At 64.3% G+C, this 21,432-nt stretch carries 16 protein-coding genes and 1 pseudogene; 9 read left to right on the top strand and 8 right to left on the bottom strand.

Annotated features, from left to right (window positions below; all coding sequences use genetic code 11):
- Together CN311_RS15580 and gshB are read right to left on the bottom strand one after the other, a co-directional pair.
- On the bottom strand, positions 1–928 hold a 928-nt coding region (locus CN311_RS15580), incomplete at its 3' end, for a YifB family Mg chelatase-like AAA ATPase (RefSeq protein WP_133117182.1).
- A gap of 143 nt (positions 929–1,071) precedes the next feature.
- Positions 1,072–2,013, bottom strand: a complete 942-nt coding sequence (gene gshB / locus CN311_RS15575) for a glutathione synthase (protein ID WP_097574678.1) — start codon at positions 2,011–2,013, stop codon at positions 1,072–1,074.
- A gap of 175 nt (positions 2,014–2,188) precedes the next feature.
- On the opposite strand from gshB, the gene CN311_RS15570 reads away from it, so the two are divergent.
- The 7 genes from CN311_RS15570 to CN311_RS15540 all read left to right on the top strand — a co-directional run bounded on the left by CN311_RS15570 (position 2,189) and on the right by CN311_RS15540 (position 9,539).
- A complete protein-coding gene (locus CN311_RS15570; RefSeq protein WP_097574677.1) occupies positions 2,189–3,538 on the top strand; it encodes a putative bifunctional diguanylate cyclase/phosphodiesterase in 1,350 nt (449 codons plus the stop codon).
- Between the two features lie 210 nt (positions 3,539–3,748).
- Positions 3,749–4,513, top strand: coding sequence for an SDR family NAD(P)-dependent oxidoreductase (locus CN311_RS15565; protein WP_097574676.1), 765 nt, complete (start codon positions 3,749–3,751; stop codon positions 4,511–4,513).
- Positions 4,510–5,469 (top strand): 2-dehydro-3-deoxygalactonokinase, encoded by a 960-nt coding sequence (locus CN311_RS15560; protein ID WP_097574675.1) that lies wholly within the window; start codon positions 4,510–4,512, stop codon positions 5,467–5,469. The genes CN311_RS15565 and CN311_RS15560 overlap by 4 nt, the downstream gene beginning before the upstream one ends.
- Complete coding sequence (locus tag CN311_RS15555; RefSeq protein ID WP_097574674.1) at positions 5,466–6,107, top strand: 2-dehydro-3-deoxy-6-phosphogalactonate aldolase; 642 nt, start codon at positions 5,466–5,468, stop codon at positions 6,105–6,107. Before CN311_RS15560 ends, CN311_RS15555 begins: the two co-directional genes overlap by 4 nt.
- Positions 6,104–6,985: an SMP-30/gluconolactonase/LRE family protein gene (locus CN311_RS15550; RefSeq protein WP_097574673.1), complete on the top strand. Its 882-nt coding sequence runs from the start codon at positions 6,104–6,106 to the stop codon at positions 6,983–6,985. Before CN311_RS15555 ends, CN311_RS15550 begins: the two co-directional genes overlap by 4 nt.
- A gap of 113 nt (positions 6,986–7,098) precedes the next feature.
- On the top strand, positions 7,099–8,157 hold the full coding sequence (locus CN311_RS15545; RefSeq protein ID WP_097574672.1) for a D-alanine--D-alanine ligase family protein: 1,059 nt from the start codon (positions 7,099–7,101) through the stop codon (positions 8,155–8,157).
- Positions 8,158–8,252: 95 nt separating this feature from the next.
- Positions 8,253–9,539 (top strand): low temperature requirement protein A, encoded by a 1,287-nt coding sequence (locus CN311_RS15540; protein WP_208866501.1) that lies wholly within the window; start codon positions 8,253–8,255, stop codon positions 9,537–9,539.
- A 1-nt stretch (position 9,540) separates the two neighbouring features.
- Here the strand turns inward: CN311_RS15540 and CN311_RS15535 are convergent, their stop codons facing one another.
- The 6 genes from CN311_RS15535 to dnaK form a co-directional block, all read right to left on the bottom strand.
- Entirely contained in the window at positions 9,541–9,828 is a 288-nt protein-coding gene (locus CN311_RS15535; protein ID WP_097574670.1) for a DUF1330 domain-containing protein, read from the bottom strand.
- A 26-nt stretch (positions 9,829–9,854) separates the two neighbouring features.
- Positions 9,855–10,553, bottom strand: coding sequence for an orotidine-5'-phosphate decarboxylase (gene pyrF, locus CN311_RS15530; protein WP_097574682.1), 699 nt, complete (start codon positions 10,551–10,553; stop codon positions 9,855–9,857).
- 17 nt (positions 10,554–10,570) lie between these two features.
- Complete coding sequence (locus CN311_RS15525; RefSeq protein ID WP_097574669.1) at positions 10,571–11,167, bottom strand: NADPH-dependent FMN reductase; 597 nt, start codon at positions 11,165–11,167, stop codon at positions 10,571–10,573.
- Between the two features lie 80 nt (positions 11,168–11,247).
- Positions 11,248–11,850 carry a phospholipid N-methyltransferase PmtA gene (gene pmtA, locus CN311_RS15520; protein ID WP_097574668.1) on the bottom strand — a complete coding sequence of 201 codons (603 nt, stop codon included), beginning with the start codon at positions 11,848–11,850 and terminating at the stop codon, positions 11,248–11,250.
- Between the two features lie 144 nt (positions 11,851–11,994).
- Positions 11,995–13,125, bottom strand: a complete 1,131-nt coding sequence (gene dnaJ, locus CN311_RS15515; RefSeq protein WP_097574667.1) for a molecular chaperone DnaJ — start codon at positions 13,123–13,125, stop codon at positions 11,995–11,997.
- A gap of 223 nt (positions 13,126–13,348) precedes the next feature.
- Positions 13,349–15,265, bottom strand: coding sequence for a molecular chaperone DnaK (gene dnaK, locus CN311_RS15510; RefSeq protein ID WP_097574666.1), 1,917 nt, complete (start codon positions 15,263–15,265; stop codon positions 13,349–13,351).
- 507 nt (positions 15,266–15,772) lie between these two features.
- Here dnaK and CN311_RS15505 point away from each other — a divergent pair.
- Together CN311_RS15505 and CN311_RS15500 are read left to right on the top strand one after the other, a co-directional pair.
- On the top strand, positions 15,773–17,722 hold the full coding sequence (locus CN311_RS15505; RefSeq protein WP_097574665.1) for a hypothetical protein: 1,950 nt from the start codon (positions 15,773–15,775) through the stop codon (positions 17,720–17,722).
- A gap of 11 nt (positions 17,723–17,733) precedes the next feature.
- Positions 17,734–21,276, top strand: a pseudogene (locus CN311_RS15500) (DUF7929 domain-containing protein); the annotation flags it as partial.
- Between the last annotated feature and the right edge of the window lie 156 nt (positions 21,277–21,432).

Below are 21,432 nucleotides of genomic sequence, written 5' to 3'. Positions count from 1 at the left end.
TCTGCGGCGAGAATTCCGGGAATTCGTCGAGGAACAGCACGCCGTGATGGGCAAGCGACGCCTCGCCCGGCCGCACCCGCAAGCCGCCGCCGACCATCGCCGCCATCGAGGCCGAATGGTGCGGGGCGCGGAACGGCCGCCGGTCGGTCAGCTTGCCCTCGCCGAGCTCGCCGGCGACCGAGGCGATCATCGACACTTCCAGAAGCTCCTTCGGCGCCAGCGGCGGCAGGATCGACGGCAGCCGCTGCGCCAGCATCGATTTGCCCGAGCCGGGCGGGCCGACCATCAGCAGATTATGCCCGCCGGCCGCAGCCACTTCCAGCGCCCGCTTGGCGCTCTCCTGGCCCTTGATATCGGAGAGGTCGGGCAGGTCGCGTGGCGCCAGCTTGATGCCGGCTTCGGGCCTGGACAGCACCTGCGTGCCGCGAAAATGGTTGGCGATCGCAATCAGGCTGCGCGGCGCCAGTATGTCGAATTCCTTGCCGGCCCAGGCCGCTTCCGGCCCGCAGGCGAACGGGCAGATCAGGCCCTTGCCCTCGGCATTGGCGCCGATCGCCGCCGGCAGCGCCCCGGCCACGGCGGCGATGGTGCCATCCAGCGACAATTCGCCAAGCACGACATAGGCGGCCAGCATGTCGCCCGGAATGGCGCCAAGTGCCGCCATCAGCCCAAGCGCGATCGGCAGATCGTAATGGCTGCCTTCCTTGGGCAGATCGGCCGGCGCCAGATTGACGGTCACCTTCTTCGACGGCATCGACAGGCCCGACGCATGCAACGCCGCCTGCACCCGCTCGCGGCTTTCGGCCACCGCCTTGTCGGCCAGGCCGACAATATGCATGCCGACCTTGCCCGGCGCGATCATCACCTGCACGTCGACCGGCACGGCCTCGATACCCTGGAAAGCCACCGTGCGAACCCGCGCCACCATTTAATCTGCCCCCGGATACGGGCTCGCCCGAAGCCCATGCGATCATGCCGCGAACGGCGTCACCGCAGACAACCACAGATTTCGAACTTAGGCAAGAACATTACGGGAACAACGGAGCATCGCGTTCGGCGGCGCAAGAGCAATTACTTCCGCTTGCCCTCGACACAATCCCAGAACAGCCCAGCGATATCGGCGCCGCCAAAACGCAGGACCTCGCGCAGGCCGGTCGGCGAGGTCACGTTGATCTCGGTCATGTAGTCGCCGATCACGTCGATGCCGACCAGGATAAAACCGCGCTCTTTCAGCGACGGACCGATGCGGGCGCAGATTTCGCGCTCGCGTTCCGTCAGCTCGGTTTTCTCGGCGCGGCCGCCGACATGCATGTTGGAGCGCGAATCGTGCTCGGCCGGCACCCGGTTGATGGCGCCGACCGCCTCGCCGTCGATCAGGATGATGCGCTTGTCGCCCTTGCGCACGTCCTCGAGATAGCGCTGCACGATATAGGGCTCGCGGAACATCTGGCCGAACATTTCGAGCAGCGAGGCCAGGTTGCGGTCGGCTTCGTGCAGATGGAAGATGCCGGCGCCGCCATTGCCGTAGAGCGGCTTGACGATGATGTCGCCGAACTCCTTGCGGAAGGCGGCGACTTCCACGGGATCCTTGGTGATCAGCGTTTCCGGCATCAGGTCGGGAAATTCGGTGACGAATATCTTTTCCGGGCTGTTGCGCACCCAGGCCGGATCGTTGACCACCAGCGTCTTGGGATGGATGCGCTCGAGGATGTGCGTGGTGGTGATGTAGTTCATGTCGAAAGGCGGATCCTGCCTGAGCAGCACGACGTCCATCTCGGACAGGTCGGTGCGCACTTCTTCGCCCAGCGAATAGTGATTGCCCTTCTCGTCGCGGACTTTCATTTCCTCGATGCGCGCGAACACCTTGCCGTCGCGCATCGACAGCCGGTCGGGCGTGTAGTGAAACAGCTGATGGCCGCGCCGCTGCGCCTCCAGCGACAGCGCGAACGAGGAGTCGCCGGCAATCGAGACGGTGGAGACATGGTCCATCTGGACGGCGACTTTCAGCTTCACGGCAGGTCTCCAGCTTAGATGACAGCCATATACGGAACTCGGCGCCTTCTGCCAATTGGCCAGAGCTCTTATGACGCACGCTTCGTTTGGCGCAGGGATACGTTTCCTAAACGGTTTGCTGCCAGTGTTTGCTGCCAGTGTCGGAATTTATTCCGGCTTGAAGACAGGGACACCGATGCAAACTCCGTTTGGCACCGGGCAAACAGGCAGGGACAGCACGGATCAGGCCTTCACCGATCCGCTGACTGGGCTGGGCAATCATCGCCGCTTCTTCGACAAGGTCGATCGCCTGATCAGCGACCGCGCCGACGATCCGGCGCCGTTCGCCGTCGGCATCCTCGATCTCGACGGTTTCAAGCCGATCAACGACCTGTTCGGGCATAAGGCCGGCGACGATATATTGGTCCAGGTGGCAATGCGGCTGCGCGCTTCGATGGACAGCTACTCCACCGTCTGCCGCATCGGCGCCGACGAATACGCCTTTCTCTATCCGATGGTGTTCAGCGAAGAGGCGGTCGCCGCAAGATCGCGCATGCTGATCGAGATCCTCTCGGCGCCCTACGATGTCGGCGAACGCACCGCCAGGCTTTCGGCCTCGGTCGGCTGCTCGCTGTTTTATTCGGGCGACGAGACCACCGAGATCCTGGTCAGCAAGGCCGAGACGGCGCTCTACCATGCCAAGCGTTCGGGCCGCGGGCGGGTTGTCGTCTATAGCAGAGAGATGGAAGAGGCGGCCAAGCGCGTCACCCGCATCGAGCAGGCGCTGCGCCGCGCGGTTTCGGCCGGCGAGGTCGAGCCTCATTTCCAGCCCATCGTCGATCTCAGGACCCGCCGCGCCATCGGCTTTGAGACGCTGGCGCGCTGGACCGATCGCGATCTGGGTTCGGTCTCGCCCACGGTTTTCATCCCGATCGCCGAGGAACGCGGCATCATCGGTCCCCTGTCGCAGCTTGTGTTGCGCAAGGCCGCCGAGGCGGCCAGAACCTGGCCGAAAGACTTGTTCCTGTCCTTCAACCTGTCGCCGTCGCAGCTCGTCGACCAGAACACCGGCCTGCACATATTGTCGATCCTCGACCGCACCGGCTTCGATCCGCGCCGGCTGGAGATCGAGATCACCGAAACCGGCCTGATGAACGATCCGGCGTCCGCCGAGAAGATCGTCGAGGACCTGCGCCGCGTCGGCATCCGTGTCTCGCTTGACGATTTCGGCACCGGCCAGTCCTCGCTCGGGCGGCTGCGCGAATTCCATTTCGACAAGCTCAAGATCGACCGCGCCTTCGTCGCCTCCATTCTCGACGACCGCCCGTCGGAACACATCATCCGGGCGATTCTGGCCATGTGCGAAGGGCTCGGCATGGATGTGGTCGCCGAAGGCATCGAGGACGAGGCGCAGGCCCAGCGTCTTATCCAGTTAGGCTGTGCCGGCGGGCAGGGGTTCCTGTTCGGCCGGCCGGCCGATGCCGACGCCACACTCGCCTATATCAGGGATATGTTTCGCAGCGAGATGCGCGCAACAGTGGCCTGACGACTGGGCGGCGCGGCGCGACGGTCCTGTCAGACCTAATGCATGTCGCGCAAAAGCATGCCCGCGGGCTTGACCCGAGGGTGCGCAGCGGTTTTGCGATAACGACTTGCATAAAGACAAGCCAGCGAATCTGCTTTTTCGCCCTTGCTCCCTAGACCGGGCTGGATAGGATGCGCGCCGGCCGGACAGGGCTTGGATCGGGAGAGAAAAATGATGCCATCGGCGCGTTTTGTTGACCTTGAAGGGGCTTCGGTGCTGATCACCGGCGGTGGTTCCGGCATCGGCGCCGCCTTGACCGAGGGTTTTGCCCGTCAGGGCGCGAAGGTCGCCTTCATCGACATCGCCGAGCGTCCGAGCCTGGCACTGGCCGACCGCATCGAAAAGGAGTTCGGCCGGCCGCTCTATCTCAAGGCCGATCTGCGCGACATCGAGGCGCTGCGCGCCTCTGTCGCCAAGGCGGTTGAGGCGCATGGCGATGTCACCGTGCTGGTCAACAATGCCGCGCTTGACGATCGCCATGCCGTGGAAGACGTCACCGTGGAATTCTGGGACAACAACCAAGCGATCAATCTGCGCCCCCATTTCTTCACCGCGCAGGCGGTGGTGCCGGGCATGAAGCGGGCTGGCGGCGGATCGATCATCAACTTCACCTCGACGTCGTTTCTGATGAATTTCCCCGACATGCCGGCCTATACTGCTGCCAAGGCCGGCATTGTCGGCCTGACCAAGGGTCTTGCCGGCAATCTCGGCGCCGATCGCATCCGCGTCAACGCCGTTGCGCCGGGCTGGGTCATCACCGAGCGGCAGAGAGAGCTCTGGGTCACCGAAGAGGGGCTCGCCGCCCATGTCGCCAAACAGTGCATCAAGGACGTCATGCAGGCCGACGACCTCGTCGGCACGGTGCTGTTCCTGGCCTCGGATGCCTCGCGCATGCTGACGGCGCAGACGCTGATCGTCGACGGGGGTTACCTGTGAGGCCAGGGACTGCGAGCAACGCTCCGGCGGTCGCGGCGGTCGACTGGGGCACCACCCGTCTCAGGGCTTGGCTGCTTGACAGTGCCGGCACGGTGCTTGCCGAACGCCGTGGCGACGACGGGCTGATCACCGCGCGCGAAAAGGGCTTTTCGACCGTGCTCGAAGGCCACCTCGCCGCCATGGGCGCCCCGGCGTCGCTGCCCGTCATCATCTGCGGCATGGCCGGCTCGCGCCAGGGCTGGCTGGAGGCGCCTTACGTCACCGTGCCGGCCCCGATCGGCGCCATCCTGGCGGAGGCAGCCCGCATTCCCGGCCAGCGCCGCGACATCCGCATCGTGCCCGGCCTCGCCCAGCGCGACATCGATGCGCCCGACGTGATGCGTGGCGAGGAAACGCAGCTTGCCGGCGCCGGTTTGCCGGCAAAGGGCCGCCATCTCGTCTGCATGCCGGGCACCCATTCGAAATGGGTCGTCGTCGAGGACGGTTCGGTCGCCGGTTTCGGCACCTGGCCGACCGGCGAGCTTTATTCGGTGCTGGCGGCGCATTCGATCCTGCGCCATTCGCTGGGCGAGCAGCCCGGTCCGGTCACGTCGGACAATCCGTTCTTCCGGCGCTGGTGCGAGCGCGCGCTTGCCGAAGGCGGCGATGTCGCATCGAGACTGTTTGCGATCCGCGCCGCCGGCCTGCTGCAGGACCTGAAAGCCGACGATGCCGCCGCTTGCCTGTCCGGTCTGCTGATCGGCGGCGAGATCGCCTCGGCCAGCCGCCGCTATGGGAAGAGCGCCGAGCCAATCGTGCTGATCGCGTCCGGCGGGCTCGGCGCGCTCTATGCCGAAGCGCTCGGCCTCGCCGGGTTTGGACTCAGGACCGTCGATGCCGACGAGGCAGTGCGCGTCGGCCTGGTCGAGGCGGCGCGCGAAAATGGCATGATCGCCGCAAGTGGAGTTGCCGCATGACCGAGACCGCACCTTTTCCGAAGCTTGGGCGCGGCCTCGTCGCCATTCTGCGCGGCCTCGGGCCGGACGAGGCGGTGGCTGTCGGCCAGACGATCTTCGCGGCCGGTATCGAAGCCATCGAAGTGCCGCTCAATTCGCCTGAGCCCTTTGTCTCGATCGCCAGTCTCGTCAAGGCGCTTCCCCCGGCGGCCGTGGTCGGTGCCGGCACGGTGCTGAGCACGGCCGATGTCGATGGCTTGCACAAGGCTGGCGGGCGGCTGCTGGTCAGCCCCAACATCGACGCCGAAGTGATGGATCGCGCGATGAAATATGACATGGTGACGATGCCCGGCGTATTCACGCCCACCGAGGCGTTCCAGGCCATCCGGCTAGGAGCCTCGGCGCTGAAATTCTTTCCGGCCAGCGTGCTTGGCGCCGCCGGCATCGCTGCGATGCGCGCGGTCTTGCCGGCCAGGACGCTTGTCGGTGCGGTCGGCGGTGTCTCGGAAAAGGACTTTGCCGGCTACAAGGCGGCCGGGGTCAGCGTCTTCGGTCTTGGTTCAAGCCTGTTCAAGCCTGGCATGAGCGTCGATGAGGTGGCGACACGGGCGCGCGCTGCCGTCGCGGCCTGGGATGCGGCGTTTGGAGCAGCGCCATGACCGAGACCATCGTTTCCGTCTTTTCCGATCATGTCTGCCAGCTTGGCGAGGGGCCGAGCTACGACCCGGCCACCGATACGCTCTACTGGTTCGACATCATCAACGGCCAGCTTCTGGAAAAAAGCTTGTCCGGTGGTGCGACCACCGCCCACGACCTTGGCCAGATGGCCAGCGCCATTGCCATCATCGACGAGCATCGCCAGCTCATCGCCACCGAGACAGGCCTCCATGTCCGCGATGCCGCGACCGGCAAGCTGACGCTGCACACGCCGATCGAGGCCGATAATGCTGTCACCCGCTCGAACGATTCCCGCGTCCACCCCTGCGGCGCCTTCTGGGTCGGCACGATGGGCAAGGGCGAGGAAAAGGGCGCCGGCTCGATCTACTGGTTTTTCAAGGGCGAGTTGCGGCAACTCTATTCCGGCATCACCGTGTCGAACTCGATCTGTTTTTCCGGGGATGGCACGGTCGCTCATTACACCGACACCTCGACCGGCCTTTTGATGCGCGTAGGCTGCGATCCGGCGACCGGGCTGCCGGTCGGCGAGCCGAAGGTCTTCGTCGACCACCGCAAGGCCAAGGGTTATGTCGACGGCTCGGTGTTCGACCGCGACGGCATATTGTGGAACGCCGTCTGGGGCGGCAGCGTCATCGAGGCCTACGCACCCGACGGCAAACTTGTCCGTACGGTCGCCATGCCGGTGACGCAGCCGTCCTGTCCGGCCTTTGTCGGCCGGAATGCCGACCGGCTGGCGGTCACCTCCGCTTGGTCGGGCAAGGATGAGAAACAGCGCCTGCTCGACCTGCAAGGCGGCATGACATTTCTGCTCGACATTCCGGTCAATGGCCGCTTCGAACCGCGCGTGCTGATTGCCTGATGATTGATCGCCGCCGCTGTCGTGCGGGCGTCCGGCCGGTGTCGGTTCAGCGAAAGCCTGATACATCAGCCATGCGATGGTAGGCGATCGCGCCGCCAGGAATCGCCCAGCCCATGCCAAGCCGCAAGCCAAAGCTGATCCTCGTCTATGAGCCGGAAAAGGCCTGCATAGATCGGCTGGTCGCCGATGGCCATTTGCCGGAGCGCGCCGCCGAGATCGCCTCCTATCTGGCGCAATCGACTGATATGGCGCCCAAATTCGACGCGCTGACGGCGGCCTGCCTGAAGCGCGACCTGTCCTTTGCCCCGGTGGCGCTCGATAATGCCGCTAGCGCGCTCGCCGGCGAGGACCCTAGGGCGACGCTGGTCTGGACACTGACCGACGGCATCGCCTATTTCCGCGGCGGCGCCGCACCTGCTCTGGCGAGGCTGAACGGCCTGAAAACTATCGGCGCCGACGATGCGCTGTTCGCGCTTTGCCAGGACAAGTTCCGCGCCGGCGCCGTGCTTGGCGCCCTCGGTCTGCCGGTGCCGCAGGCTGGCCTCGCCCGCGACGGCCGCTGGCTGGTCGAGCCGCCGGCCTCGCCAGCCGGCTGGTTCGTCAAGCCCAACCGGCTCGGCGCCAAGATCGGTATCTGGCCGGATTCGCGTAGCAGCGATCCCGGCCACGCGCTTGAACTCAGCCGGCGTGTCCATGCCGCCTACCGCGACGATGTCGTCGTCCAGCCCTATGTCGCCGGCCGCAATGTGCGCGCAAGTTTTCTGGGTCTGAAGCCGGACACTGGCGTCGAGGCGCTCGGCATCGCCTTTGTCGATTCAGGTGGCGATTTCCAGACCATGGCCGACAGCCTGGCGCTCTACGGCGACACCGGCGAGGCAGCCAAGGCGGCGGGAAAGTATATGGAGCCGGTGCTTGAGTCGGTTGTCGACAGCCAGCCGGGCGCCGCCGCAACAATCCGTCGCATCGCCGAGCGGCTGGTGGCCGGGCTCGGCCTGCGCGATGTGTTTTCCATCGATTTCAGGGTCGAGGCGGACGACCATGTTCACCTCATCGAATTCGAGGTCTGCCCCGGCCTGCCCTGCTTCGATTTCCGCGCCTATTGCCGCACGCAATGGGGCCTGAGCCTGGCGGATGCCATGGCCGAAACCGCTGCTAGCCGACTGTCGGACTGACCACCAGAACGGCTCGCGCCGGTAGTGCGATAGCCGCGCCTTGACGCGTTTCGCTTGGCCTATACTGTCGTGGCATCGTCAGCGAAAGCCGCGCAATGAGCACCACGCCTGTCAGGTCCGAGAGCCTTCACCATCATATCCGGCGCATGAGCGGACGCGATCCATATGAGGGGCATAGGACCGCGACCCCGCTCGAACTTCTGTTCGACCTGACCTTCGTCACCGCTTTCAGCTTTGCCGCTTCCCAACTCGCCCATGCGCTGGCTGAAGGCCACTACCTTGCAGGCCTGCTCGGCTTTGGCTTCGCCAGCTTTGCCGTCTGCTGGGCCTGGATAAATTTCTCGTGGTTCTCCTCGGCCTATGACACCGACGACTGGGCCTTCCGCCTCGTCACCATGGTGCAGATGATCGGCGTGCTGGTGCTGGCGATCGGCCTGCCGCGCATGTTCGCCTCCATCGAACACGGCGAGCACCTCGACAATTCGATCATGGTGCTGGGTTACGTGATCATGCGCTTGGCCATGGTCTTCCAGTGGCTGCGCGCTGCCAGGCAGGATCCTGTCCGGCGCCGGGCCTGTCTGACCTATGCCATCGCCGTCTCGATCGCCCAGATCGGCTGGGTGGTGCAGATCGTCGTTGATTTTCCGGTCGGCGTGAGCCTCATACTCGCCTGCATCCTCGCAGTCATCGAACTGGCGGGGCCGGTGATAGCGGAAGGCAAGGATGGCGGCACGCCCTGGCACGCCCATCATATGGCGGAGCGCTACAGCCTGTTCGCCATCATTGCCCTGGGCGAGGGAGTCGTCGGCACCCTCGCAACGCTGTCGGCCGTGGTCGAGGAACAGGGCTGGACCATGGATGCGGCGCTGGTCTGCATCGCCGGCACCGGGCTGACCTTCGGGATGTGGTGGGTCTACTACATACTGCCTTCAGCCCGGATACTTCACAGCCACCGCGAGCGCTCATTCGTCTGGGGTTATGGGCAGATGGTGATTGTAACCGCCATCGTCGCAACCGGAGCCGGGCTCCATGTCGCGGCCTATTTCATCGAGCACAAGGCTCACATCGGCCCGCTCGCGACGCTGCTGACCGCCGCCGTTCCCGTGGGTGTTTTCCTGGGATCGATCTATGCGCTCTACTACTACCTCGTACCGCGCTTCGATCCCCTGCATGCTTGGCTGCTTGTCGCGACGGCGGCGGTCGTCGCACTCGCCGTTTTCGCGGCGCTTGCCGGCGTCGACATGGCGATTTGCCTCGTCATTCTCATGCTCGCCCCCGCCGTCACGGTCGTTGGCTACGAAATGCTGGGGCATCGACACCAGGCCGAGGCGCTCGCCAACGACCAGGGCCTAACTCCAGACCAGCCTGCGACCCCGACGTAAATCATATCCCCTCGACCAGCACGATCTCGCCGTCGGCGACTTTCTGACGGATCGCGACGGCGCGCTGGTATTCCGGCGAGTGGTAGCAGTCATGCGCGTCGGCGAGCGATGGAAACTCGATGATCACGTTGCGGGCGCGGCCAGGGCCTTCGGCCTTTTCATGCTCGCCGCCGCGGGCCAGGAATTTCACGTCGAAACGGTCGAAGGCAAGCTTGGCGGCGGCGACATAGTCTTTGTAGCCTTCGGCGTCGCGCACATCGACGCGGGCGATCCAGTATCCCTTGGGCATGTTTTTCTCCGAACGTCCTGTTGCACTCAAGCGGAGCGCATTTCCTCAAGAATGGCTTCCGCGACCGCCCGCCTGTCGGCCGCGCCGACGATCGGCCTGCCGACGACGAGATGGCTGGAGCCGTTGCGGATCGCTTGGCGCGGCGTCACCACGCGCTTCTGGTCGCCATGGTCGCTGCCCTTGGGCCGTATCCCAGGCGTTACCACGGCCATGTTGGGCCCGACGATCCGGCGCACCGCTTCCGCTTCCTCGGCCGAGCAGACGATGCCTCCCATGCCGGCATGTAGCGCCTGTTCGGAGCGTCTCAGCACCAGAGTATGCGGATCGTATTCATAGCCGGCGTCGATCACGTCCTGCTCGTCCATGGAGGTCAGCACGGTAACCGCAAGCAGGCAGAGATCGCTGCCCCTGGCGGCCTCGACCGCCGCTTTCATCGTCTTGGGATAGGCATGCAGCGTCAGCATGGTCATGCCCATCTTGACGATTGCCTCGACGCCCTTGGCGACCGTGTTGTCGATGTCGAGCAGCTTCATGTCGAGGAAGATCTTGGTGCCGCCGCTGGCGAGTTCGCGGGCGAAGTCGAGGCCGCCGGCGAAGGCGAGCTGATAGCCGATCTTGTAGAAGGAAACGACGCCGTCGAGCTCACGCACCGCCTTCTCGGCCTCCTTAAGCGTCGGCACGTCGAGGCCGACGATCAGCCTGTCCTGCATGGTGCCGGTGCGCATGGCGTCTTCGGCGCCAATCACGCCTCGATCCGGGTGGACAGCATGCGCGAGGTTTCGATCAGCGTGCGGCATAGGTGCTCCATCGATTTGTGCAGTCTTTCATCCCTGAAATTCCCGGCTTCGTCAAAGGCGTTGCCGCCCTCCGGCACCGAGCATTCCGGCGTCACCACCTCCATCTGGCAACGCACCAGCACGGCGCGCAGATGGTTGATGCAGCGTATCCCGGCAAAGTTTCCTTTGGAAGACGAGCACAGGCCGGCGACCTTGCCGCCAAGCGGCCTGAACGAGCGACTGCCATCCCGGCGCGCCCGGCTCACCCAGTCGATGCTGTTCTTGAGCAGCGGTGGAATGGAGCCATTATATTCGGGCGTCGCGATCAGCACGCCGTCATGGGCGGCGATCAGCCGGCCGAGCTTCATGGCGTTTTCAGGGATGCCCTTTTCCTTTTCCAGATCCTCGTCCAGGATCGGCAGCGGATAGTCGGCCAGCGAGATGCGGGTCACCTCGGCGCCCTGCATGGCAAGTTCCTTCTGCGCCACATCGGCGGTCCTGCCGCTATAGGCGCCTGATCGGATCGATCCGGCGAAGACGAGGATTTTCGGGATCAGGGACATTGCTTCGCAAAGGGCGTAGGCAGTAGGGAATAGGCAGTAGGAGGTCGGCGGCTCCTGACTATTCCCTACTGCCTACTCCCTTATCTCTCCCTTCGATATATCCACAGTTGCGTCGGCGGGATGTTGCGGATGATGAAGTCGAAATGCTTGACCGTATAGTCGCCGCGGCCGGGCGGGATCGGCGACAGCGGGCCATAGGTCAGCTGCACGACCGGGCGGCCTTCGGGGATACGGTCGAGCAGGCTTTCGATATAGGCGATGCGCTGGGCGACCGGAAAATTGAGCAGCGGCACGCCGGAAACGACCGAATCGAACACCATGTTGCGTTTGTCGCCAAGCGTGGCGTCGAGATTGAAGGCGTCGCCCTCGATGACGTTGACGCCGGGATAGAGCCGGCGCAGATGGCGCACGAAATCAGGTGAATATTCAACCGCATAGAGATTTTCAGGCAGCACACCATGGGCGAGGATGGCACGGGTGATGACGCCGGTTCCGGGTCCGACTTCGAGCACCGGCAGACCCGATTTCGGATTGACGATCGAGGCCATCTTGCGGGCTGTGATGGAACTGGTCGGCACGATCGAACCGACCGCCTTCGGCTTGTCGATCCAGCCCTTGAAGAACTTCAGTTCGTCGTCGAACTTTTCCGCCAGCGCTTTTCGCAATCCGGGACCACGTGACATGCAAGTTCTCCTGAACGCTCCCCCCGGGACGCTACTTAGCATTTAAGCAGTTCAAGGCAAGGCGAATGCCCGCATAAGATGTTGATGACGCTCGGTAAGCCCGGGCGGGCAAGCGTACTCTACACCTTGTCAGCTGGAATTGCTTCAGCGCTCGCCGAAGGCCTCGAAAAAGTCCTTCATGCGGGCGAAAAAGCCGCTCGACTGGGGCGAATTGTCCTGCGAGGAAAGCTGCTCGAACTCTTCCAGCAGCTCGCGCTGGCGGCGCGACAGGTTCTGCGGCGTCTCGACCGCGGTCTGGATGTAGAGATCGCCGACATTCGGCTGGCGCAGCACCGGCATGCCCTTGCCCTTGAGGCGGAACTGGCGGCCATTCTGGGTGCCCTCGGGCACCTTCACCTTGGTCTGGGTGCCATCCAGCGTCGCCACCTCAAAGGAGCCGCCAAGGGCGGCCGTCGTCATCGAGATCGGCACCTTGCAATAGAGATCGGCGCCGTCGCGCTGGAAGAATTCGTGCGGCTTGACCGCGAGGAAAATATAGAGATCGCCGGACGGGCCGCCGCGCAGGCCGGCCTCGCCCTCATTGGCAAGCCGGATGCGGGTGCCGTCCTCGATACCGGCCGGAATGTTGACCGACAGCGAGCGCTCCTCGGTGACGCGGCCCTGGCCGGCGCATTTCGGGCACGGTTCCTTGATGGTCTGGCCACGCCCCTGGCATTGCGGACAGGTGCGTTCGATCGAGAAGAAGCCTTGCGTGGCCCGCACCTTACCATGGCCATTGCACATCGAGCAGGTGACCGGCTGGGTGCCCGGCTTGGCGCCGCTGCCGGAACATTCAGTGCAAGAGATCGAGGCCGGCACGTGGATCTGCGCGGTCTTGCCGGCAAATGCCTCTTCCAGCGTGATTTCCATGTTGTAGCGCAGATCGGCGCCGCGCTCACGCCCGCCGGACGAACGGCGCTGGCGCCCGCCCATCATGTCGCCGAAAATATCCTCGAAGATGTCAGCGAAGCCGCCGGCGCCAAAGCCCTGCGCCCCGCCATTCATGCCGCCATGTTCGAATGCGGCGTGGCCGAAGCGATCATAGGCCGCGCGCTTCTGCGGATCCTTCAGCGTCTCGTAGGCCTCGTTGATTTCCTTGAACTTGTGCTCGCAGGAATGGTCGCCGGGATTGCGATCGGGATGGAACTGCATGGCGAGCTTGCGGAAAGCGCTCTTCAGCTCCTTGTCGTCGGCGCCTTTCTCGACGCCCAGCGTTTCGTAGAAATCAGCTTTCATCTTTTCCCGCAGTCCGGATACTCAACGTCTCTAGGCACTTTGTCTCTAGGCTCTTTGCGTCGTTTGCCGGCACGTTGCTTCGATTTAGGTGCGATGGCGCCGGGATGCCAGTGTCGAGAAGGGGTTGCCCGCATTTTTTCGACAAGGGCCGCATTTTTTCGGCGAGGGTTGCAAAAAAGCCCGGCTGTGCGCCGGGCTTTTGCTTCAATTGCCGTCAGACGGCTCAGGCCGACTTCTTCTTGTCGTCGTCCTCGTCGATTTCCTCGAAATCGGCATCGACCACGTCCGAGTCCTTGGCGGCGTCCGCCTTGGCGTCGGCTTCCGCGGCTTCCTTCTGCGAAGCCTCGTACATGGCCTGGCCGAGCTTCATCGAGACTTCGGCGAGCGCCTGCGTCTTGGCCTCGATCTCGGCCGCGTCGTCGCCTTCGGCAGCCGTCTTCAGCGCCGCGATCGCGTCGGCGATCGCCGTGCGGTCGGCCTCGGGGACCTTGTCGCCATATTCCTTCAGCGACTTCTCCGAGGAATGCGCCAGCGCTTCGGCCTGGTTGCGGGCCTCGACCAGCGCGCGCCGCTTCTTGTCGGTCTCGGCATTGGCCTCGGCGTCCTTCACCATCTTCTCGATGTCGGCATCCGAAAGACCACCGGACGCCTGGATGCGGATCTGGTGCTCCTTGCCGGTGCCCTTGTCCTTGGCCGAGACGTTGACGATGCCGTTGGCGTCGATGTCGAAGGTGACTTCGATCTGCGGTACGCCGCGCGGTGCCGGCGGAATACCGACCAGGTCGAACTGGCCGAGCGCCTTGTTGTCGGCGGCCATTTCGCGCTCGCCCTGGAAAACGCGGATGGTCACGGCCGACTGGCTGTCTTCCGCCGTCGAGAATACCTGGCTCTTCTTGGTCGGGATCGTCGTGTTGCGCTCGATGAGGCGCGTGAACACACCGCCCAGCGTCTCGATGCCGAGCGACAGCGGCGTCACGTCGAGCAGCAGCACGTCCTTGACATCGCCCTGCAGCACGCCGGCCTGGATGGCGGCGCCCAATGCGACAACCTCATCCGGGTTGACGCCCTTGTGCGGCTCCTTGCCGAAGAACTGCTTCACGATCTCCTGGATCTTGGGCATGCGGGTCATGCCGCCGACCAGGACGACCTCGTCGATCTCGCCGGCCTTCAGGCCGGCATCCTTGAGCGCCGCCTTGCAGGGCTCGATGGTGCGCTGGACGAGATCCTCGACCAGGCTTTCGAACTTCGCCCGGGTCAGCTTCAGCGTAAGGTGCTTGGGGCCGGTGGCGTCCGCAGTGATGAAGGGCAGGTTGATCTCGGTCTGCGTGGTGGACGACAGCTCGATCTTGGCCTTTTCAGCTGCCTCCTTGAGGCGCTGCAGGGCTAGCTTGTCGTTCTTCAGGTCTATGCCCTGTTCCTTCTTGAACTCGGCCGCCAGATATTCGACCAGGCGCATGTCGAAATCCTCGCCGCCGAGGAAGGTGTCGCCATTGGTCGACTTCACCTCGAAGACGCCGTCGCCGATCTCCAGCACGGAAATGTCGAACGTGCCGCCGCCAAGGTCATAGACCGCGATGGTCTTGCCTTCCTTCTTGTCGAGGCCATAGGCAAGGGCAGCCGCGGTCGGCTCGTTGATGATGCGCAGCACTTCGAGGCCGGCGATCTTGCCGGCGTCCTTGGTCGCCTGGCGCTGGGCGTCGTTGAAATAGGCCGGAACGGTAATGACCGCCTTCTCGACCTTCTCGCCGAGATAGGCCTCCGCCGTTTCCTTCATCTTCTGCAGGATCATCGCCGAGATCTGGCTGGGCGACTGCTTCTTGCCGCCGGCCTCGACCCAGGCATCGCCATTGTCGCCCTTGACGATCTTGTAGGGGACAAGCTTCTTGTCCTTTTCCGTCACCGGATCGTCATAGCGGCGGCCGATCAGGCGCTTGACCGCAAAGATGGTGTTTTCAGGATTGGTGACTGCCTGGCGCTTGGCCGGCTGGCCGACAAGGCGCTCGCCATCGCTGTTGATGGCGACGATGGAAGGGGTCGTGCGCGCGCCTTCCGCATTCTCGATGACCTTCGGCTCCTTGCCATCCATGATGGCGATACAGGAGTTGGTCGTTCCCAGATCGATACCGATAACTTTTGCCATTTTTCTAGTCTCTCCGCTAAGCAGGCTCTCAGGACCCGTAAGGCGTTCCGACGAAAGCCCCTGTTCACAAGAAATTCCGTTCCCAGCAACCGGCATTCCGGCGCTGAACGGCTTGGCGCGTATATAAGAACAGGCTGCGCAACGCGCAAGCACTCTGCGCAAGGCATCAATCACCCTTTGCTACAGCATCCCCATGAACCTTTCCGCGTCCGTCCGCGACTGATGCTCAGGCGCCGCATGGCGCGGCCCGGAAAGGACAGCCCGATGACTGGAAAACCAGAGATTCCACGGTTTGCGGGAGCAACAGGGGCCCGGCGCGGCCATCGCTTTCGGGAAGGCGTCGATGTGCTGGGCTTTCCGCTGATTGCGTTGACCCTGCCGAGGTGCAGGCGTATCGTAGGCAAAGCAGGCAATTCGATCAGGGAAAAACGTGCCGGAAGCCCGCGCCTTGCCCTGATTTGCGCGGCCGGACCGGATGTTTCTCCCGCAGCCCGCGGGGGAAATTTCATGTCTTGCGAATACGGCACCTTCGTGCCCGCCGGTCGCTTGCGCCGCGCCATGCATAAAGCCATCGGGATCCTGGCGATCGCCGCCAGCCTGTGGCTTGGCGCTGCCGCCTTGGCGCAGGAAACACAGATCATCCACCCTGGTTCGATGGCGGTGACCGGATTTTCCGGCACCATCATCCCCAATTTCGAGGAAGGCCTGCCGCCAGGCATCGATCCGGTCGACGAGACCTTCATCGACACAGTGCGCGCCACCTTGCGCGTTTTCGACGTTTCAGGGCTGGGCGGGCCGGCTTCGGGCCAGCTCGTCTACACGCCGCCGCCTTTCGAGGTGACCGCCGGGCAGATCGGCCACGTGTTCGCCATCACCTATGACGACGGCGTGCGCGATGGCGTTCCATCAGGCATTCCGAACCTCTATGCCGGAGCCACCTCGCTGCACGGCATCCGCATCGTCACACCGGACGCCGATAATGACGGGCGGCCGGAGCGCCAGCGCCGCGGTGCAGCCGGCGCCACCTTCATGGACGGCCAGTTCGGCACCGAAAACGGCGGCGGTCCCGGCACGATCTGGAAGATCGACGGCATCACCGGCGCAGTTTCCAAATTCGCCGATCTTGACGCCAACAGCGGTCCCGGCATCGGCGACATCAGTTTCGACAACATCCATCGCCAGTTCTTCGCCTCGGACCTCGACACCGGCCAGATCCACCGCCTCGACGCCAACGGCGCGCCGGTCGACACTTTCGACCATGGCGTTGCCGGGCGCCCGGCGCACGGGCTGGCCCCTGTCGCCGACGACGGCTCGGTGATGGACATCGAGGGCGCCGCCTTCGACAGCGAAGACCCCGACACATGGGGTTATACGCAGGACGAGCGCCGCGTCTGGTCCGTCGCCTATCATGGCGGCAGGCTTTACTATTCGGTCGGCGAAAAAGCCGAGATCTGGTCGGTGGGCATTGCCCGCGACGGCAGTTTTGCCGGCGATCCGCGCTGGGAACTGACGGTCAAGGCCGACAAGAACCACGCCGTCACCGACATCGCCTTCGACAACAAGGGCTTCATGTACCTGGCGCAGCGCGGCCCGGTCGAAAACCGCTACGACTACAGCCAGTTCGCCGATTCCGGCGAAGGCGAGGTCATCCGCTACTGGCGCGAAAGCCCGGACGATCCGGCGACGGAATCGGTCTGGGTGGAAATGCCGCAGGAATATGCGGTCGGCTTCCCCGAAGGCAACCGGCAATCGGCCGGCGGCCTCGACCTGCAATATGGCTATGATGCCGACGGCAATCTCGACACGTCGGTCTGCACCGACACACTGGTCAACACGGGCGACAAACTGCGAGACAATCCGGCATTGGCCGAACAGCTCGCCGCTGGCGGGCCGCTCGCCGTACACGGTGTTCAGATCACGCCGACACCGCTGGTCAAGCCGGCCAATGTGCCGCCCTTCGGCTCCTGGTTCGTCGATTTCGACGGCTATTTAGAAGACCCGGAAGTCGAAGGCCATGTTGGCGATGTCGAGGTCTGGCGCCCCTGCGAAGGCCGTGCCGGCTATTATGACGAGATACAAGGCGGCTATCTGCCACCCTTCTATCCGCCGGATTTTCCGCCTCCCGGCAATCTGCCTCCCTGTCTCGATGTCGAGGATGTCAGGTATTTCTGCACACCCTCAGGCCTCGAGGCCGATCTCTATCTCCATGACCATTCAGGCTTTGGCGGCGATTCGATCAAGGCGCAGTCGAGGACGCCTGGCGTCGGGGTGAGCGCACCCCTGTCGCGTGCGCCCGGCTCTCCCTTCACGGTCAACATCACCGGCCACTACCCTGGCGATACGGTCGATGTCGGGCTTTGCTTCTACAGGCAGTCCGACCGCGACAAGGGCGGCTATTACCCTTGCTGCAAGATGACCGTGCCGCTCAGAACGCCTGCCGTCAGTTGCGAACGTTGAGGGAGGGAAAGATGAACATTCTTGCCCTGTCCCCACTCGCGACGAACACTCAGAAAGCCGTCATGGAGACGATCATGAAACCCCTGTCATATGCCAGGCGCGGCGCGCGCTGGCTGATGGCGGCCGGTATCGCGGTCGCCATGCTCACCCCGGTGCACGGTTTCGCCGAGGACCTTGCGTCGGCCGAGATTGCGCCAGTCAGGACTGCCCAGGCCGACATCGACAAGCCGCAGCCGATCGATCCCGATTCGATCGTGATCGCCGGCCCGGAGCCGAAGCTCGAACTCGACAATCCGCGTGTCGTCAATCCCGAACCCGGGCGGATCGTGCCCTTCTTCACCAAGAAGGGCGGCCAGAGAAGCTGCGATTATGTCTTCTACACGCTTAGTTTCGGTCTGCGCGGCAATGCGCAAGCTTTTGCCAATCCGGCATTTGCGGCCGCGCTGAAAAAGGCGAAGCTCGACTTCAAGGACCAGCTTCCGCATGGTTTGAAGATCGTCAACGTGAATGCCTCCGGCGACGGCACGGACGCCGTCGGCGGAGCGTTGCCCGCCGCCACGATCAGCAGCTCGGCCAGTCCCGACGATACGGCTGAAGTTTCCGACTTCCGGATCTCCGCCAGCGATCTCGATGGTATCGGCGCCGCGAACGAACGCGTCATCACCTTCCAGATCACCGCAAGGATCGACCATGCGGTGTTCCCTGCACCGGCCGTGGTCGATAACCAGGGCATGATCAAAGTGACGGTTGGACCGGGCACGGGGACCATCATCCCGTCGCAGGATCCGGGCAAACCGGACGACGGCAATTTCCTGACCGGCGAAAAGACCTCGATCAGGATCGACCTGACCAAATGCAACCCGCCGCCGCCACCTCCCGGCAAGGAATGCTTCAAGGTCGAACGCGGCACGGTCGATTGCGTGCCCGGCGGCGGTGCCTTCATCTACCATATGCCGGTCGGCCCGGAGATGGGCGGCAAGTGGGTGCAGCTGTCAACCACGACCCCCGGCATCTCCATCATCCCCGGCGCGCAACTGGTGCCGGCGGGCGGCGGCGTGCTCAACTGGAAGATCGTCGGCGCCTCGCCCGGAGACATCATCCACCTGATCGTCACCGGTATCGAAACCTATGCCGGTCCGGAGGAAGGCTGGGGCCTGTGCTGCACGCAGACCATCGACATCGTCATCCCGCGCGACCAGAGGTGCCCGCCCAAGGACAGGGAACCGGATCTCAAGGTCGAAAAACGCGCCGATGTGACGCGTTGCACGATGGCCGGCGGTTGCGACTTCACCATCCGGGTCACCAATGTCGGCGACGGCCCCTATAACGGCAAGATCGTCCTCGACGAGGTGACGCTGCCGGCCGGTTCGACGCTGGACTCAGGGCCGAACCCGCCCTGGGTCTGCGTGCCCGGAGTAACCCCGATGAGTTGCACCCATCCGGTGACCACGCTCAATCCGGGCGCCTCCATCGACCTCAAGCTCGGCTTCAAGCCGGCCGGCGGCTGGCAAGGCGGGGCCTTGCGCAACTGCGCCAGCTACAATTATGGGGCCAGCGGCAAGCCGCTGTTCGGCAGCCAGCAGAACGATCGCGGCTGCGCCTCGATCCCGATCTGCCGGCGTGGCGACCGCGACTGCCGGCCGCCGGTGGAGAAGAAGGTCGATCTCATCCTGAAGAAGCGCGCCCGCACCGAATTCTGCTCGGACGATGGCGTCTGCACCTTCGTGATCGACATCATCAACAATGGCAGCGTCCCCCATAACGGGCCGTTGACCGTCATCGACACCTATCCCGGCGGTGCGCCGGCATCCTCGACCTTTGGCCCGACCCCGCCCTGGACATGCGGACCCAACGGCCCCGGCCAGTTCCGCTGCGACAATGCCGGCATCGTGCTGATGCCTGGCGCCTCGACGCCGATCTTCGTCAAGGCGGTGCTGCCGGCCGGCTATCGGCCGGACACGGTGGAGAACTGCGCCGAGGTCAAGGCCATTCCCGGCGAGAACGACCTTACCAACAACAGGGCCTGCGCCAAGGAACGCATCCGTCATCCCAATGGCGGCCAGCCGGCGCTGCGCATCACCAAGGTGTGCAACGGCGCGCTGGCGGGTGCAGCAGTGGTTTCCTGCCGCATCACCGTCACCAGCGTCGGCACTGTCGCCCCCACTGGTCCGGTGCGGGTCAACGATGCCGCTACGCTGGTGGCCGGCGGCGCGCCCGTCCAGATCCAGACCGTCACACCCGACGGCGCGGAATGGGCGTGCGGACCGGTGCCGACCAACACGCTGTCGTGCCAGATTCCCGGCGCCGTGATGATGCCCGGAACCAGCCGCCACTTCGACGTGACGGTTGCCGGCAATGGCGAGTTCGAGAACTGTGCACGCGGCTCCTACGGCCCGGCGCCAGGCGACGACATCGTCTATCCCGTAGGCAAGGCCTGCGCCAAGGGCGGCGGCACGTCCACCATCCGCGTCGAGAAAACCGGCGACGCCGAGTGCCGGCCCGGCCAGCCCTGCTCGTTCGACATCACCATCACCAACGAAGGGACGAACCCATTCTCCGGTCCGGTGCGCATCGGCGATGCGATCGGCATCGAAGGCCTCGGCCGGCTGGAAGGCGTCGCGATCACCTCGATCGAACCGCCCTTTGGCTGCTCGCCGGAACCGGCGACGTTGCCTTTGTCCTGCATCGCCAACCTGACGCTCGGCGCCGGGGAAAGCCACGTTCACAACGTGACCGTGGTGCTTCCCGACGACGGCCGGCTGGCCAATCTGCAAGGCACCGTCAATGGCCAGAACTGCGTCGGTGTGCTCTCTCCCGACACACGGGTGCTAGGCGGCGGCGATGCACTGTCCGGCAATCAGGCCAACGTGCAGGGTGATCGTGGCAAAGCCTATGCCTGCCATCCCTTCACCATCAGCAACGAGGTGAAGAAGGAATGCTCTGCGGGCTTCGTCATGAACGATGCCGGCCGGTGCGTCTGCCCGCCCGGCACCACCTTCCGCAACGGCCAGTGCTCGCCCGGCGGCGGCGTCATCATCCCGCCGAAAGAGCCGAAACTCTGCGTCCTGCTCAAGGGCCAGATCCGTACGGAAGACGGGCGCTGCATCTGTCCGCGTGGAACGGAGCTCAACAACGGCGCCTGTGTGCGGGACAAGCCGAAGCCGGAACAGTGCACCATTCGCGGTCAGGTCCACGACGCGGACGGCGATTGCGTCTGCCCGAGAGGGACTGAGGTGCGCAACGGTGCCTGCCGGCCGGTCCGGTCGAAGCCTGAGCAGTGCACGATCCGTGGCCAGATCAACGACACCAACGGCAATTGCGTCTGCCCGAGGGGTACGGAGATCCGCAACGGCGCCTGCCGGCAGAAGAAACCTCAACTGGAGCAGTGCACCATTCGGGGCCAGGTGCACAACAAGCGCGGCGAATGTGTCTGCCCGCGCGGCACCGAGGTACGCGGCGGCGCCTGCCGCAAGATCAGGGCGGAATGCGCGCCCGGCAGCCAGGTGATCAACGGCATATGCCAGCCGATCACCAAGCGGCGCTGTCCGGTCGGGACAGTCGGACGCTATCCGGACTGCACCCCGGTCCGCAGGAGGCCGGGCGTGGAGATCAATCCGAATCTCCTGAACCCGAACATCCTGCAGCAGCTTGTGCCGAGGCAAAGGCAACGGATTCCCCTGAAGCAGGATCCGGCGCGCACATTGAACTGA

This window comes from Mesorhizobium sanjuanii, assembly GCF_002529485.1.
Lineage (GTDB): Bacteria > Pseudomonadota > Alphaproteobacteria > Rhizobiales > Rhizobiaceae > Mesorhizobium > Mesorhizobium sanjuanii.
The sequence above is the reverse complement of the archived record's forward strand: the minus strand, read 5'-3'. Positions and strand labels throughout refer to the sequence as shown.